Source organism: Agathobaculum butyriciproducens, assembly GCA_003096535.1.
In the GTDB taxonomy this organism is placed as follows: domain Bacteria; phylum Bacillota; class Clostridia; order Oscillospirales; family Butyricicoccaceae; genus Agathobaculum; species Agathobaculum butyriciproducens.
In genome coordinates, this window is sequence record QEKJ01000001.1 from 411,327 (window position 1) to 425,569 (window position 14,243).

The 14,243-nt window shown below is 54.0% G+C and carries 17 protein-coding genes; all 17 read right to left on the reverse strand.

All coding sequences use genetic code 11. The features are described from left to right. Positions 1 to 147: 147 nt before the first annotated feature. On the reverse strand, positions 148 to 1,068 hold the full coding sequence (locus C7386_RS01885; protein ID WP_116704730.1) for a hypothetical protein: 921 nt from the start codon (positions 1,066 to 1,068) through the stop codon (positions 148 to 150). Next, positions 989 to 1,555 (reverse strand): RNA polymerase sigma factor, encoded by a 567-nt coding sequence (locus tag C7386_RS01890; protein WP_116704731.1) that lies wholly within the window; start codon positions 1,553 to 1,555, stop codon positions 989 to 991. Before C7386_RS01890 ends, C7386_RS01885 begins: the two co-directional genes overlap by 80 nt. Before the next feature lie 658 nt (positions 1,556 to 2,213). Further along, positions 2,214 to 2,735, reverse strand: a complete 522-nt coding sequence (locus tag C7386_RS01895) for a hypothetical protein (RefSeq protein ID WP_110435373.1) — start codon at positions 2,733 to 2,735, stop codon at positions 2,214 to 2,216. Positions 2,736 to 2,865: 130 nt separating this feature from the next. Continuing rightward, positions 2,866 to 3,774: a riboflavin biosynthesis protein RibF gene (gene ribF / locus C7386_RS01900; protein WP_110435374.1), complete on the reverse strand. Its 909-nt coding sequence runs from the start codon at positions 3,772 to 3,774 to the stop codon at positions 2,866 to 2,868. Between the two features lie 151 nt (positions 3,775 to 3,925). Then, positions 3,926 to 4,843, reverse strand: coding sequence for a tRNA pseudouridine(55) synthase TruB (truB, locus tag C7386_RS01905; protein ID WP_110435375.1), 918 nt, complete (start codon positions 4,841 to 4,843; stop codon positions 3,926 to 3,928). Beyond that, complete coding sequence (locus C7386_RS01910; protein WP_110435376.1) at positions 4,830 to 5,789, reverse strand: DHH family phosphoesterase; 960 nt, start codon at positions 5,787 to 5,789, stop codon at positions 4,830 to 4,832. The genes truB and C7386_RS01910 overlap by 14 nt, the downstream gene beginning before the upstream one ends. Beyond that, positions 5,786 to 6,157, reverse strand: a complete 372-nt coding sequence (gene rbfA, locus C7386_RS01915; RefSeq protein ID WP_110435377.1) for a 30S ribosome-binding factor RbfA — start codon at positions 6,155 to 6,157, stop codon at positions 5,786 to 5,788. Before rbfA ends, C7386_RS01910 begins: the two co-directional genes overlap by 4 nt. A gap of 321 nt (positions 6,158 to 6,478) precedes the next feature. Next, positions 6,479 to 8,788, reverse strand: a complete 2,310-nt coding sequence (infB, locus tag C7386_RS01920) for a translation initiation factor IF-2 (RefSeq protein ID WP_110435378.1) — start codon at positions 8,786 to 8,788, stop codon at positions 6,479 to 6,481. 210 nt (positions 8,789 to 8,998) lie between these two features. Further along, a complete protein-coding gene (locus C7386_RS01930) occupies positions 8,999 to 9,763 on the reverse strand; it encodes a L7Ae/L30e/S12e/Gadd45 family ribosomal protein (RefSeq protein WP_165815428.1) in 765 nt (254 codons plus the stop codon). Then, positions 9,753 to 10,034 (reverse strand): RNase P modulator RnpM, encoded by a 282-nt coding sequence (gene rnpM, locus C7386_RS01935; protein ID WP_110435380.1) that lies wholly within the window; start codon positions 10,032 to 10,034, stop codon positions 9,753 to 9,755. The genes C7386_RS01930 and rnpM overlap by 11 nt, the downstream gene beginning before the upstream one ends. Before the next feature lie 22 nt (positions 10,035 to 10,056). Then, entirely contained in the window at positions 10,057 to 11,121 is a 1,065-nt protein-coding gene (nusA, locus tag C7386_RS01940) for a transcription termination factor NusA (protein ID WP_110435381.1), read from the reverse strand. 21 nt (positions 11,122 to 11,142) lie between these two features. Further along, positions 11,143 to 11,607 (reverse strand): ribosome maturation factor RimP, encoded by a 465-nt coding sequence (gene rimP, locus C7386_RS01945; RefSeq protein WP_192924391.1) that lies wholly within the window; start codon positions 11,605 to 11,607, stop codon positions 11,143 to 11,145. A gap of 199 nt (positions 11,608 to 11,806) precedes the next feature. Continuing rightward, positions 11,807 to 11,980, reverse strand: coding sequence for a hypothetical protein (locus C7386_RS13350; RefSeq protein ID WP_165815429.1), 174 nt, complete (start codon positions 11,978 to 11,980; stop codon positions 11,807 to 11,809). 35 nt (positions 11,981 to 12,015) lie between these two features. Then, positions 12,016 to 12,714, reverse strand: a complete 699-nt coding sequence (locus C7386_RS01950) for a stalk domain-containing protein (RefSeq protein ID WP_110435382.1) — start codon at positions 12,712 to 12,714, stop codon at positions 12,016 to 12,018. A gap of 130 nt (positions 12,715 to 12,844) precedes the next feature. Further along, complete coding sequence (locus C7386_RS01955) at positions 12,845 to 13,270, reverse strand: hypothetical protein (RefSeq protein WP_110435383.1); 426 nt, start codon at positions 13,268 to 13,270, stop codon at positions 12,845 to 12,847. A 42-nt stretch (positions 13,271 to 13,312) separates the two neighbouring features. Continuing rightward, a complete protein-coding gene (locus tag C7386_RS01960; protein WP_437124089.1) occupies positions 13,313 to 13,690 on the reverse strand; it encodes a DUF2500 domain-containing protein in 378 nt (125 codons plus the stop codon). 185 nt (positions 13,691 to 13,875) lie between these two features. Further along, the gene (rplQ, locus tag C7386_RS01965) at positions 13,876 to 14,220 is read right to left on the reverse strand and encodes a 50S ribosomal protein L17 (RefSeq protein WP_110435384.1); all 345 of its coding nucleotides are present in this window, start codon (positions 14,218 to 14,220) and stop codon (positions 13,876 to 13,878) included. Between the last annotated feature and the right edge of the window lie 23 nt (positions 14,221 to 14,243).

A 14,243-nucleotide genomic window follows, 5' to 3' on the forward strand; every position in this document is an offset into this window, starting at 1 on the left:
TCTATTTTATGCGATAACACCGTATTTTTCAAGGTATATTCCCATTTTTTTCGCAAAAAAGTTTCCTCTGAACACAAGATTCAGAGGAAATTTTCATGCACTATGCTAATTTTCTGATGATTTTGGATGAACGGCACATATCTTCAATTACTCAATATCCGCATAGACGCCATAGATATAGCCTTCCGCTGCGGCCTGCTCATCGGTCAGCACTTCGCCGGTAAGGCTCGGACCGGACGTATCGTCCTTGTATTCCACGCCCAGCTTGCCGGTGTGCAGCGTCATCGAGCGGGTCTGCTCCGAGCCGTCAGTAAAGGTGATGGTAACGGTCAGCTTTGCGCCCTCAAAGCCGTCCACGGCCGCGTGCCACGAATCCTGCAGATCATCGTCCGTAGTTTCCGGCTGGCTGGGCAGCCACAGACCGTAGCTGGTGTCCGGGTCGTACGCGTCGGTGAAGCCGTTGTCCAGCTTCCAGCACAGGTCGGCGTACATATGCATCTCGTCACTGCCCCAGACCATGATCCGGTCTGCGCCGTCGAGTTCGGGGTTCGTGCCCTGATGCATCGAGCGCACCCACTCGTCGCGGTCGGTGGATGTATCCTTGACGGTTTTCGTGCGGTAGACCGCGCCCTTGTCGATGGTCGCGGATATGGTTTTGATATTCTCGCCGGTCACCTTGAACAGACAGCCGGAGTAGAAACCCTTTTCCGGATCGTCTGCGCCGCTGCCGGTATCGAACACGATTTTGCTGTCCTTCGGCTGACGCAGCTCGCCGGTGTCGGCGGCATAGGCTGCAAAGCCGAATGTGTGACTGATGGCATCCGCTACGACTGCACTGCCGGTCTGCGCGGTGCCATTATGCGTGCGATAAACCGCCGTACCGCCCAGCACAATACCGAACGCGCAGGCTGCCGCCAGAAGGCGCTTTGCCATTCCCCACGGATGGCGCGGCACCGCATGCAGCGGTTCGTTCGTCAGCTTACGCGCTTCACGAGCTGCTGCCAGTGTGCGCTCCTTGAGCTCCTGCGGAGCCTTGATGTCCTTCAGTTCGTTCCAGTTGTTCTTCATCGTAAGATCCCTCCAAATCCAGCTTTAATTGCTTTCTTGCGCGATGCAGCCGCGTGCGTACCGTTGCCGGACGGCATCCGACCATTTCCGCGATTTCCTCTGTGCGGTAGCCCTCCACATAGTGCAGCCACACCGCGATTCGCTGATCGTCCGGCAGCGCGTGTACCGCCTGCCACAGCTCGCTGCTGCTTTCCGGTTCCGGAGCGGCAGCATCCGCGGCGGCTTCCATCGGTGCGGTGCGCTTAAACCACGCCGACCGACGAAGATCGGCGCATCGGCTGAGCGTTACGCGCAGCAGCCATGCTTTCAGATGCTCGGTGTCGCGGAAATCGGTGTCGTCCCGCAGCAGCCGGAGAAAGACTTCCTGATAGACGTCCTCTGCGTCCGCACGGCTGTTCAGTCTGCACAAAGCTAAGCGGTAGACCGCGTCGCCGCAGGTGTCCATCGCCTGCTGCAGAAATGCGTCCGACCTGAGTGTTGTCTGCATTGCTCTCTCCTCCTTTCACCACCAACACGTTTTGCAGCGGCAAATCGTTCCCACTGCCGCCGGATTTTTTGAGATTTCGGCTTATTTTCCCTTTGCTTTGTGTTTACCTACAATTTACAGAGGTTATTCTTGTAATATATGCACAAAAACTTTCGCATTTTCTCTGGAACATTAAACAAAAAATCTATTGCATTTTTATCTAAAACGACTATAATAATAATTGTTCTAAGGAACACAACAAATCGACAATAACCAACAACCACATTGGTTTTTATATTTTATTTGCTCTCTTTTTTTCTTTTTTCTTTCTTTACTCTTTACCTGCTCTTTGAGGGAAAATCGCCGTCTGATTCATCAGGCGGCTTTTTTCCGCCTTGCGGCAAAAAAGCTGCGGTTTAACCGCAGCTTTGAGGCTGTCGAAAAACTCCGTTTTGCGAGCAGCCTCTCGATTGAAACCACGCTTTCAATCGAATCTTGACGAAAAGCCGCGCCCTACGGGCACAATTTTTCGTCCCTTGTATAATTCCCGAGGTACACGCCCCCGGGAATTATGAATTTGCTGTGCAAATTCTATTTTATGCGTGCTGCCGCACGAAAAGTAAAAACGATAGATTGACTTTATCGACAGACTGAAAGCTGCGGTTTAACCGCAGCTTTTTTAGTTTGTTCCGACAGTATGCGTTACAGTGCTGCCTGTGGTATCATACGGATACAGGGTATTCAGAGCCGCCGCAAGCGCCGGACTCTCCAGCGTATACCATCTGTCCTTGCCATGTAGTTCTGTTTTCAGCAGCAGCAACTCTTCCGAATCATTCCTGCACAGAAAGAGCATATAATCTGCTTCCGCGCTGTCTATTTGCACTGCAACGACGCACGGAATCCTGGTATTCGTGCCGTACGGTGTCCATCTGCCCGGAAAGCGCCGCTTGCCCTTACTGTCTGCAAGCAGCTGCACGATCGTCTCCCGATTTTCCGCAGAAAGTGTAATTTCTTCGGACGGGAACGCATAGTTATAAATCGTTTTGCTCGTCACCGGCGTATAGCTGTACGCCTTCCACGAAAACGAATCATCGACTGCACAGCCGATCTTCCGTGGTGCAAAGAATATGCCATAGATCCCCACCGCACAAAGCAGAAGGAGCAGCGCCGCTGTCACTGCACATTTGACCGATTTCTTCATATTGTCTTCCTCCCGATTCTCTATCCTTATTCTTGTACCTTGATGATACCGAACGATCCCTTGATTGTCAACCAAATTGTTCCCTGAGATACAGAAAGGCGGTACCGCTATGCAGCGATACCGCCTTTTCTTATTTCTCTTTGAAAAATTCTCTGGTCTGCTGCACATTTTCCTCGATGGCGGTCTTGAGCGCCTCCACCGATTCAAACTGCATTTCCGGACGCAGGAACTTATGCAGCTCCACATGGATCATCTTGCCGTACAGATCGCCCGCAAAGTCGAGCAGATGCGGCTCGATGGTCGGTGCACCGCCGTCTAAAAATGTCGGCTTTACACCGATATTGGTCGCTGCGATATAGCTCTGTCCGTCCACCAGAACGCGGGTTGCGTACACGCCGTACGGCGGCATCGCCATTTCGGTCGGCAGACGCAGATTGACCGTCGGCACCTGCAGCACGCTTGTGCCGACACGTCGTCCGTGCTCCACAATACCGGAAACCGTATACGGATGACCGAGAAACTTAGCCGCACCTTCCATATCGCCCTGCGAAATCAGCTGACGAATATAGGTGGAGGACACCACAATGCCGTCAATCTTGACATCCTCGATGCAGTCATAGCCGATGCCGGCCTTTTCGCACTCGATAGCCATGCCTTCTGCGTTGCCCTGCCCCTTATAGCCGAAACGGTTATTGCGTCCCGAGATAATCCAGCCCGCATTGAAGCGACCGATGAGCAGCTTGTGGATAAAATCGCGCCAGTCCATGTGCTGCATTTCATGGTCAAAGTGGCCGAAAATAACCTCGTCCACACCGCCGAGCTTTTTGATCTCCTCGGTGCGATATGCATTTGCGGTCAGCAGTGGCACCTGACGGCCCATGACAACCGAATCCGGATGCACATCAAACGTGAAAACCGCACTCGTGCCGCCGATTTGCTTGGCACGCTCGACCGCACGCTGCATGAGCGCCCGATGGCCCAGATGCACGCCGTCAAAGTAGCCGAGCGCGATAGCACGCGGCTTTGTAACTTCTATCATAAGGGAATCCCCCTGAAAAAATTGATAATTGAAAATTGAGAATTGAGAATGAATGCGGCGCTTCGCGCTTATTAAATCATCGCGCAAGGCGCGATACCTTCATTATCCATTTTCCATTTTCAATTCTCCATTTCTGTTTGTATGAAAAAACTTATCGGAAGTTTTTGTATACAAACAGACCCCAACCGCCCTTATCCAGCTCTCTCACCTGACCGAGCATGAGGAATTTATCCTGATGGTACACACGGCAGATGGTATCTGCGGTTTCCGGCAGGCTGTCGGTCTGGCGCGGAAATACGACTGCGCCTCTCGCAATGCGCTCTGCGCCCTCATCGGTGAGCGAAACGGCGGGTCTATCGGTAAACAGGCTGTCGGTCGGCAGCAGAAGCTGCTGCATGGTGCCCTCTGCCATTGCCTGCTCACACTCGGCAAAGGTATGGCACTGCGCCAGCTCATACGCGCCCGAACGGGTGCGCTCCAGACTGTGCAGCACGGCCAGCGTGCCCAGCTTTTCGCCAAGGTCATTGACCAGTGTGCGGACATAGGTGCCCTTGCTGACCTTGCACCGCAGCGTGCCCTTCTGGGCATTCTCGTCGAAGTCCAGCAGCTCCATTTCGTGCACAATGATATCGCGCGCCGGACGCTCCACTTCCCTGCCCTTGCGGGCGAGGTCGTACAGCTTCTGACCATTCACCTTGACCGCCGAGTACATGGGCGGCACCTGCTGCTGCGGACCGATAAAGCGCCGCACCATCTGCTTTACCGCGTATTCCGCGGCATAGCGTTCGCTGGTCTGGAGCATTTCGCCGGTGACATCCTGCGTATCCGTGCAGTAGCCGAGCGTGAACCCGGCAACGTATTCCTTATCCTGCGCTGCGGCAAAATCTGCCGCCTTGGTCGCACCGCCGACGAATACCGGCAGAACACCGGTCGCCATCGGGTCGAGTGTGCCGCCGTGACCGATCCTGCGCGTGTGCAGAATACCGCGCAGCTTGGCAACCACATCGTGCGAGGTAAAGCCCTGCGGCTTGTTCATCAGCAGAATGCCGTTCAGGTCACTTTGCTGCATGAAACTGCTCCTCTGCCGCCTTCAGCATAGCAGCCTTGGCCTCCGCCATGCCGCAGGTGAAGCTCGCACCTGCCGCACGGACATGACCGCCGCCGCCGACCTTCTTGCAGATAGCGGCCGCGTCCATCTCCTTGGTGGTGCGGACGGAAACGCGAACCGTGCCGTCCGGCTTCTCGGTCAGCGTGATGCCGATCTGTACGCCCTCAATCTGACGCGTAAGCGATGCAATCGAGTCCAGATCGTCCATATCCGCGCCTGCATGGTCGATATCCCTGCGCCAGAGCACAGCAACCGCGATCGCGCCGTTCTCGTGGAACTCCATCGTATCAAATACAATGCGCTCCATCTCAAAACGCGGACGCGATTTGGTCTCAAACAGCACGCGGTTGATCTCACCGCCGTCGATACCGGCAGTCAGGCAGGCCGCCGCTACCGCATGCGAATGCGCGGTCGTATTCGAGAACTTAAAGCAGCCCGTATCGGTCGAAACACCGATATAAATGCACTCTGCAATGTCGGCCGTGAACTTAACACCGAGCGCCGTCAGCACATCGTACAGCACCTCGGCACAGCCGCCTGCATCCGGCCGGATGAGGTTTTTTTTGCCGAAGCCGTCGTTCGAGCCGTGATGGTCAATGACCAAATCGACCTTGCCCTTGTACGGCTCTGCCGTGTCCGGAAACAGCTTCTCCTCAGCGATATCGGTCGAAACTACATACGCCGGAACGAAATCCTCCGGCGGATAATACGGCACGATCAGCGGCGCATAACGCCTGGTGATCTCCGGATTTTCCAGAATATATGCGCGCTTGCCAATCTGCTGCAGACCGCGGCAGAGCGCACCGGCACAGCCTGCCGTGTCGCCGTCCGGTCTGCGGTGAGTCAGGATGAGAATGTCGTCCGCTGCCTGCAGCGCAGCAGCAGCGCCAGCAACGTCAACGATCATTCTGCGTCCTCCTCTCCCAGCTTGCCTTCATTTTTCAGCTCGTGCAGCACCTCGGAGATGTGTGCACCGTGGGTGATGGACTGATCCAGCTCAAATACCAGCTCCGGCGCGTAGCGCAGCTGTACCTTGTGGCCAACCTCGCGGCGCAGCCAGCCTGCCGCAGACTTCAGGCCCTTCATCACGTCCTTGGTCTGCTGCTCGCTGCCGAGTACGGAAATATAGCACTTCGCATAACGCAGATCGTTGGTAACATCACAGTGTACCACGGAAACCATAGCCTCCTGTACACGCGGGTCCTTGACAGAGCGCATCGCCTCCGCCAAAGCCTTCATCACTTCTTCGGAAATACGATCAATTCGAGTAGACATTTTACAAATCAAACCTCCTTCGTGAGGATTGGTTAAATAATGGAGAATTGAGAATGGAAAATGGAGAATGATTCTCTATTTCCACTCTGCACATTCCCTCCGGTCGTATAGGAAAATGCGCTATCGCGCATTTTCACACGCACCGCAGTGCGTGATTCAATTCCCCATAAAAGTCCAGCTCCGCCGGACTTTTATACCACTGCCCGCGCCGCGGCGGCGCGGCCTCGTCCGCCGTGCGGACGAGAGGGGGTTATCCGAAAAAGTTTCTTTGGAACTTTTTCGGTATCTAAGGGGGACGGAGTCCCCCTTAGAAAAGCAGTTTTACTGCTTCACTTCTTCCATAACAAAGCACTCAATGATATCGCCTTCCTTGATATCATTGTAGTTCTCGATGCTCATGCCGCACTCATAAGAGGTTGCAACTTCCTTCACATCGTCCTTGAAGCGCTTGAGGGTATTCAGGTGGCCCTCATGGAATACGATGCCGTCACGGACTACGCGAACCTCAGCGTTACGCTGAATCTTGCCGTCCTGTACATAGCAGCCTGCAACCGCGCCTGCGCCGGTGATCTTGAACACCTGACGAACCTCTGCGTGGCCGAGAACAACTTCCTTGAACTTCGGCTCGAGCATGCCCTTCATGGCCTGCTCCATCTCCTCGATGGCATCATAAATAACGCGGTACATACGCATATCAACGCCCTGCTGTGCAGCGGAGTCGGTAGCGGTGCGGTCCGGACGAACGTTAAAGCCAACAATGATCGCGCCGGAAGCGGCAGCCAGCATAACGTCGGACTCGTTGATGGCGCCAACAGCACCGTGGATAACGCGCACGCGAACCTCGTCGTTGGTCAGCTTCTCGAGAGAGGAACGAACCGCCTCGACAGAGCCCTGAACGTCTGCCTTGACGATGATATTCAGCTCCTTCATCTCGCCCTGCTGGATGGAATCGAACAGGTTATCGAGTGTTACCTTGTGGAACAGCTTGTTGCGCTCTTCCTTCTCCTTGTCCTTGCGCTGCTCAACCAGCTCACGAGCCATCTTCTCGTCGTCTACGGCGTCAAAGATGTCGCCTGCACCCGGAACCTCAGCCAGACCGATGATCTCGACCGGAACGGACGGGCCTGCGGACTCAATCTTCTTGCCGTCGTCGTTGGTCATTGCGCGAACGCGGCCGACAGAGGTACCCGCGATAACGGTATCGCCTGCATGCAGGGTGCCGTTCTGTACCAGAAGGGTTGCAACCGGACCGCGGCCCTTATCCAGCTTTGCCTCGATGACGGTACCGTGCGCCTTGCGGTTCGGGTTTGCCTTGAGGTCAGCCATTTCAGCGGTCAGCAGTACCATTTCGAGCAGGTTGTCAATGCCCTGACCGAACTTTGCGGAGATGTTGCAGACGATGGTCTGACCGCCCCATTCCTCCGGTACCAGCTCGTACTCGGTGAGCTGCTGGAGCACACGATCCGGGTTTGCACCCTGCTTGTCGATCTTATTTACGGCAACGATGATCGGCACGTTTGCTGCCTTGGCGTGGTTGATGGCCTCGATGGTCTGCGGCATAACGCCGTCATCGGCTGCTACGACCAGAATGGCGATATCGGTTACCTGCGCACCGCGTGCACGCATAGAGGTAAACGCAGCGTGACCCGGGGTATCGAGGAAGGTGATCGGCTTGCCGCCAATCTTAACGCGGTATGCGCCGATGTGCTGGGTAATGCCGCCGGCCTCGCCCTCGATGACCTTGGTCTTGCGGATCGCGTCGAGCAGAGAGGTCTTGCCGTGGTCAACGTGACCCATAACAACAACGACCGGATCGCGCGGCTGCAGCTCTTCTTCCTTGTCCTCGTGCTCATCGAACAGCTGCTCCTCGATGGTAACGTGTACTTCCTTCTCAACCTTGCAGCCCATTTCCTCTGCAACGATGGCTGCGGTATCGTAGTCGATCACCTCGGAGATGGACGCCATAACGCCCAGCTTGATGAGACCCTTGATAACATCCGCTGCGGTGCGCTTCATACGGGAAGCCAGCTCACCGACGGAAATCTCCTCCGGAATCATTACCTTTACCGGAATCTTCTTAAGTGCTGCCATCTGCTGCTGACGCTGCAGGCGGCGCATCTTCTCCTGCTCCTCCTGACGGCGCTTGTTGCCGAACGGCTTGGAGCGCTGGTCGGACTTCTTGGTCAGCTTCTGCTTCTTGCTGCCCTTGGACTCCATTCGCTCGGCCTTTGCGTCAACCAGCTTATCTACATGATCATCATATTTTGCAAGGTTTACGTCGCCGGTGCCGCGGGTATCAATGCGGTGAACCTGCTTTACCTTGCTCTGTGTCGGCTGCTGCTGCACGATAGGCTCCTCTCTCTTGGACTCGGTCTGCTGTTTGGTTTCCGCCTTGGACTGCTCCGGCTTCTTGCGGGATGCACCCTGTGCGTTCAGCGTACCTTCCATGTCGCTTACTTGATTATGCTGGGTGAGATACTCGAAAATGACCGACAGGTCGGTATCGTCAAGCACCTGCATGTGATTCTTCGGTGCAGAGCGATACTTCGCCAGAATTTCAGTGATCTCCTTGGTGGATACGCCGAAGTCCTTTGCGACCTCGTGTACCCGATATTTATTGTCTAATGCCATGGGCAATAACCTCCTTACACACTTCGTTCAAAACCACGGTTTTGAACGAGAGAGGACGTACCGAACAATGTTCGGATACGTCCAAAGCTGCGAAAAGTTCCTCCTGCGTCGAAACTTTTCTCCGCTCTGGTATCAAATGCACGGGCAAAGCTCGCACATTTGATGCAAAGCTATGCTTCACTATTGGAATGCGCGCTGCGGCGCGGGAAATTACGTTTTATTGCGGAAGCTGCGCTTGCCGCCGTTGAAGCTCGGCTTGCCGACACCGCTTTTACGGTACGGACGCTTATCGCCGTCGTTCTTGCGATACGAACGGGATTCGCCGTCTTTGCGGAACGGGCGCTTCTCGCCGTCATTCTTACGATACGGACGATATTCGCCGTTCTTGCGATACGGACGGGATTCGCTGTCCTTGCGGAACGGACGCTTCTCGCCGTCGGCTTTACGGTAAGGACGCTTATTCTCATCGTTCTTCCGATAGGGACGCTTCTCGCCGGACGGCTTACGGTAGGTGCGCTTCGGCTTCTCCTCTGCCGATTTTTCGGTCTTGACCGGCGCTTCCTCGGTCTTTTCCGCCTTATCCTTATGCTTTTTGACGCCCCTGCGGGACTGGATCTTTACGTTCTTTTCGCTAAGCTGCTGCGCCACTTCGGCGTATGCAGGATCCTGCTCCGCCAGCTTATTTACGGCTGCTGCCGCCATGCCGATGTCCGCTACCGCGCACATCGCGCAGCCTGCCTTGCCGATCGCGCTGCCGAGTTCCAGCTTGCCGTGCGGCAACGTCACGCACGGAACATTCGCCTTATCGGCGTAAAATGCGGCTTTTTTCGCTGCATTTGCACCTGCGTCACCCGCAATGAACACACAGCGGGTCTTGTGGTCGAAGCACGCCTCGCGCACCAGCTCGTCGCCGTAGGCCAGCTTGCCGGCACGGCGTGCCAGACCGAGCATTCTCAGAACCGGATCAGTTGCCATTTGCACCCTCCTGTTCCATCTGCTGCTCGAGCTGCTCGTAAACCGCATCGGGCACTTCTACACTGAGCGCACGCTCGATCGCGCGGCTCTTGCGGGCCTTTTTCAGACATTCCGGCTTGCCGCACAGATATGCGCCGCGGCCGGGTGCCTTGCCCTTGAAATCCAGCGAAAGCTCGCCCTCCGGCGAACGCACTACGCGGATCAGCTCCCGCTTCGGGAACATTTCACGGCAGCCGAGGCACTGCCGCATGGGAATCTTCTTCTGTACCATATTCTGCCGCACCTCCGCTTGCTTATTCGCCCTGAGACTCAGGAGCGATATCGATCTTGCAGCCGGTCAGCTTGGCAGCCAGACGCGCGTTCTGGCCTTCCTTGCCGATAGCAAGCGACAGCTGATCGTCCGGAACGATGACACGGCAGGACTTGTTATCCGCCTGCATGGTAGCATTGATAACATCAGCCGGAGCGAGTGCCGCAGAAACGAACTGCGCCATATCCTCGTTCCACTTGATGATATCGATCTTCTCGCCGTTCAGCTCGCCGGTGATGTTGGCAACACGCGCACCGCGGGTACCAACGCATGCACCGATCGGATCGACGTTCTCATCGTGAGAAACAACAGCGATCTTGGTGCGGTTGCCTGCCTCACGCGCGATGGACTTAACCTCGACGATACCGGAGTGAATCTCCGGTACCTCCAGCTCAAACAGTCGCTTAACCAGACCCGGGTGGGTGCGGGAAACAACGACCTGCGGGCCGCGGGTGCCGCGGCGAACCTCGATGAGGTAAACCTTCAGGCGCTGACCCTCGGTCAGGACCTCACCGCGCACCTGCTCGGAAGCGGCCAGAACAGCCTCGCTCTTCTCGCCGCCGGAAACAACATCCAGATAAGCGGTGCCGGAGCGCGGATCGATGCGGGCAACCACGCCGTTCAAGATCTCGTGCTCCTTGCTCTCGAACTCGGAGATGACCATGCCGCGCTCTGCCTCGCGGATGCCCTGAATGATAACCTGCTTTGCAGTCTGGGCAGCAATGCGGCCGAAGGACTTGGTCGGGATGTCGATATCAATGATATCGCCTACCATCGGGTTGTTCTTGTACTCGGCAGCCTCCTCGAGAGTAATCTCCTCGTACGGCTCGTACAGATCCTCCGCCTTAACAACCGTCTTGCGGACAAACATGTGAATGGTCTTCTTGTCGCGGTCCGGCTCAACGTAAACATTGTCGGTCATGCCGTCGTTATCGCGCTTGTAGGCGGTGATCAGCGCCTGACCTACACGGTCGAGCATATAGTCTACCGGAATGCCTTTTTCCTTTTCCAGCTGTTCCAGCGCGTCAAAAAATTCTGCGTTAACCATTTTTTCCTATTCAGCTCCTTCTTATATCTCTACCGCCAGTCGAACTGCGGCAATGTCTTTGGGTTCGTATACGGTCTGCTCGCCGTTCACTTCCAGCGTTACGGCACCGTTGTCATAGCCGGCGAGTGTGCCCTCGATCTGCTTCATGCCGTTCATCGGCTTGTAGAAGCCTACTTCGACGGTCTGACCCATGAACGCCTGGAAATGCTCCGGACGCTTGAGGCGGCGCGACATACCGGCCGAGGAAACGCACAGCGTATAGGACGGCATATCGTCAAATTCCTTTTCATCCAGCATAGGATCAAGCGCGCGCGAAACCTGCTCGCACTGGTCAATGTTGACGCCCTCCGGTCGATCCACGGTGACGGTCAGCATGTACTGTCCGCCCTCTTTTTCAAACTCCACATCCCACAGGGAAACACCAGCCTGTTCACACAAAGGCTTTACCAGTTCCTCTACGCGGGCTACGATCTGCTTTGCCTGCAAAGCCGTCCCTCCTTACTGAAAAATTTTCTCCGAGCAAAGCGTAAGGAGTGGCACTTGGCCACTCCTTACGGTTACTTATCATCTTACATTGATAGTATATCACGCATTGCCGTACATTGCAAGCGTTTTTGCAATAAAAATATCCATTTTTACCGTGAAAATGCACAAATTTAGGCGTGTGAGCCGCAAATTTTGCGGGTTAGCGGCTGCTGCCGCGTCTCAGCTCGTGCAGGATGCACAGTCCCATGGCCAAGATAGGAAACAGGATGCGCAGACTGAGGAAGCCCATCGGGTCTCCGAAATCGATGTTTGCATCTAACACCATTCCAATAAACCAGCCTGCAATGGTGACTAAGGTTGCTTTCAGGTACATAATCTCTATCTCCTTTTATTTATTCCAACTGTCAATTACTTAAATTCACGCCAGTTAAACGAATCATAAAAAGATTCCAACTCAACACTATAACTAATACCATTTACATTTGCTTCGCTTTCACTACGAGAAAAAGCACTCCACAAATTCATATTAGAATAACTCTTTTGATTATACATTGCTATATAATTCTTTACTGCATTTCTATATGCCGGAATAAACTCATTATAAAGCGGCAATAGTTCTTCTTCCAAAAGCGAATAGTTGATATTTTCCTTTTGCAATGTCTGTAACATTTTCTCGTTCCGGCTAATAAGAGCTTCACTATCCGGATTTCTTGTTGCTGGATTTATTGTAAATAAATTCGCGTTGATTGATTCATTATAAAGATCAAGTTCTCCTCTGCATATGGTAATTGTACGCTCCAACTTATACGCTGCTGTAACAATTTCTGTGAAATCGTCATAAACTGAAATCGTCTGCGTATTGCGGTCATAGCCGATATCCGCGCCGAACGCATTCGACACCGCACGAATCGGCACATAGGTCGTGCCGTTGTAGATAAACGCCTCGACCGCTTTACCGTTGGCGTCTGTCATGTCGATTGCTTCGTTGTTGAATTCCACATTGACGCCGGACGTGACGGTGATCGTCTTGCGATAGGTGTTTGCCGCATAGGATGTGGTCAGAAACAGGGCAAACATCAGGATGATTGCGGGGATTCTCTTTTTCATAGCAGGACCTCCCTTTATTTGTTTGTTACAGTATACCAAACAAATCCTGATATTTCAACGCCTTATTATCGAATAAGCACAAAAGCCGTCCAGCATTTCTGCCGAACGGCTTTGCTATTCCGTTTATATCTCAACCGACTGCACACCCGGGATATCCTCCTTCAGCCGCAGAAATCCGCTTTATCGAAATGCCGCGGCATGGCAATGTACAGCACGATTTTACCGAATTGCCTTCCTGCCGCTTGAGATCGATCTCTCGCACAGTGATTTTCCTCTGTGCCAGCCAGTCGTACAGACGCACAAGATCGCCTTTGCCGTCTGTCAGACCGACCGCAAGCTCGGTAACCTGCATTTTTTCACGCCGCTCGACACCGCGCAGCAGTTCAGCATGAGGGCAGATGCCGTAATACCGGCTGCTCCCACGATAGGCAGAAAACCCTACGAGGAGACCAGCGTCATCAGTGCCGCACCGAGCGAAACCATCATGTGTACGCGGACCGGCGCCTTTCATGCGTGTCTGCCGCTCCACAACGATCAGCCGCACCAGACAGATCATTTGAATATTTTCTGGCGTACGCAAGCCCCTTCCGAATAAAAGCTATCGCTCAAACGACAGATACCGCGTCCCCTGGAAGGTCAGTCTGCCGGCGTCGCCCTCTGCGAGCATACCGTATTCCAAGCCTGAAACATGGAATTCCATCCGGTCTCCGCTTTCCACCTGAAACGTGACATAATAGGTCGTGCTCGACGTTGTGTAGAAGCCATGCGCTCCGCTCATGTCGCCTGCATTGGCATGCTGGTGATGCGAGACATCTGTCCGCTTTGCAACGATCACCGCCGGTACGGTCAATCTGGGCGAATTATTGTTCTTATGCCATGTGCTTATCCCCTGTATGATGGAAAAAATGATGATGCCAAATACGACAATAAACATGATGGGGACGATGAAACTCAATATATCAAACATTGCAAACATCTTTCAGCCCTCCTTCAACGTTCCAATTTTCGATCAGACAATTTACGTTCTACCTACATAGTATCATAGGTATCCCAAAAAGGCAAAAAGAAAAAGGTTATCCAATAAGCACGCTACTGGATAACCTTTTTAGGATCATTTTTCTGTTTTGGAACAGATCGAGTCGTCAGAAGTTAAAATTTAACTTACTTAACCAGCTCGATGATCGCCATTTCAGCTGCGTCGCCACGACGCGGGCCGGTCTTGATGATGCGGGTGTAGCCACCGTTGCGGTTAGCGTACTCCGGAGCGATCTCAGAGAACAGCTTAGCAACAACAGCTTCCTTGGTTACGAAAGCCATAGCCTGACGGCGGGATGCCAGGGTGTTCTTCTTGCCCAGGGTGATCATCTTCTCAGTCAGCGGGCCTACTTCCTTGGCACGAGCGAGCGTGGTCTCAACCTTGCCGTTCTCCAGCAGGTAGGTTACCAGCGCACGCAGCATAGCCATACGGTGATCCGTAGCACGGCCGAGCTTGCGATTGTTAGCCATGTGAGTTTACCTCCAAATTAAAG

Excerpts from the sequence above, each read along its gene's own strand:
- C7386_RS01930 (WP_165815428.1), bottom strand. The coding sequence starts at position 9,763 with ATGGCAACTGATCCGGTTCTGAGAATGCTCGGTCTGGCACGCCGTGCC.
- C7386_RS01885 (WP_116704730.1), bottom strand. The coding sequence starts at position 1,068 with ATGAAGAACAACTGGAACGAACTGAAGGACATCAAGGCTCCGCAGGAG.
- nusA (WP_110435381.1), bottom strand. The coding sequence starts at position 11,121 with ATGGTTAACGCAGAATTTTTTGACGCGCTGGAACAGCTGGAAAAGGAA.
- C7386_RS13350 (WP_165815429.1), bottom strand. The coding sequence starts at position 11,980 with ATGTACCTGAAAGCAACCTTAGTCACCATTGCAGGCTGGTTTATTGGA.
- C7386_RS01910 (WP_110435376.1), bottom strand. The coding sequence starts at position 5,789 with ATGATCGTTGACGTTGCTGGCGCTGCTGCTGCGCTGCAGGCAGCGGAC.
- rnpM (WP_110435380.1), bottom strand. The coding sequence starts at position 10,034 with ATGGTACAGAAGAAGATTCCCATGCGGCAGTGCCTCGGCTGCCGTGAA.
- rbfA (WP_110435377.1), bottom strand. The coding sequence starts at position 6,157 with ATGTCTACTCGAATTGATCGTATTTCCGAAGAAGTGATGAAGGCTTTG.
- C7386_RS01955 (WP_110435383.1), bottom strand. The coding sequence starts at position 13,270 with ATGATCTGTCTGGTGCGGCTGATCGTTGTGGAGCGGCAGACACGCATG.
- rplQ (WP_110435384.1), bottom strand. The coding sequence starts at position 14,220 with ATGGCTAACAATCGCAAGCTCGGCCGTGCTACGGATCACCGTATGGCT.
- C7386_RS01890 (WP_116704731.1), bottom strand. The coding sequence starts at position 1,555 with ATGCAGACAACACTCAGGTCGGACGCATTTCTGCAGCAGGCGATGGAC.
- infB (WP_110435378.1), bottom strand. The coding sequence starts at position 8,788 with ATGGCATTAGACAATAAATATCGGGTACACGAGGTCGCAAAGGACTTC.
- C7386_RS01895 (WP_110435373.1), bottom strand. The coding sequence starts at position 2,735 with ATGAAGAAATCGGTCAAATGTGCAGTGACAGCGGCGCTGCTCCTTCTG.
- C7386_RS01950 (WP_110435382.1), bottom strand. The coding sequence starts at position 12,714 with ATGAAAAAGAGAATCCCCGCAATCATCCTGATGTTTGCCCTGTTTCTG.
- C7386_RS01960 (WP_437124089.1), bottom strand. The coding sequence starts at position 13,690 with ATGTTTGCAATGTTTGATATATTGAGTTTCATCGTCCCCATCATGTTT.
- truB (WP_110435375.1), bottom strand. The coding sequence starts at position 4,843 with ATGCAGCAAAGTGACCTGAACGGCATTCTGCTGATGAACAAGCCGCAG.
- ribF (WP_110435374.1), bottom strand. The coding sequence starts at position 3,774 with ATGATAGAAGTTACAAAGCCGCGTGCTATCGCGCTCGGCTACTTTGAC.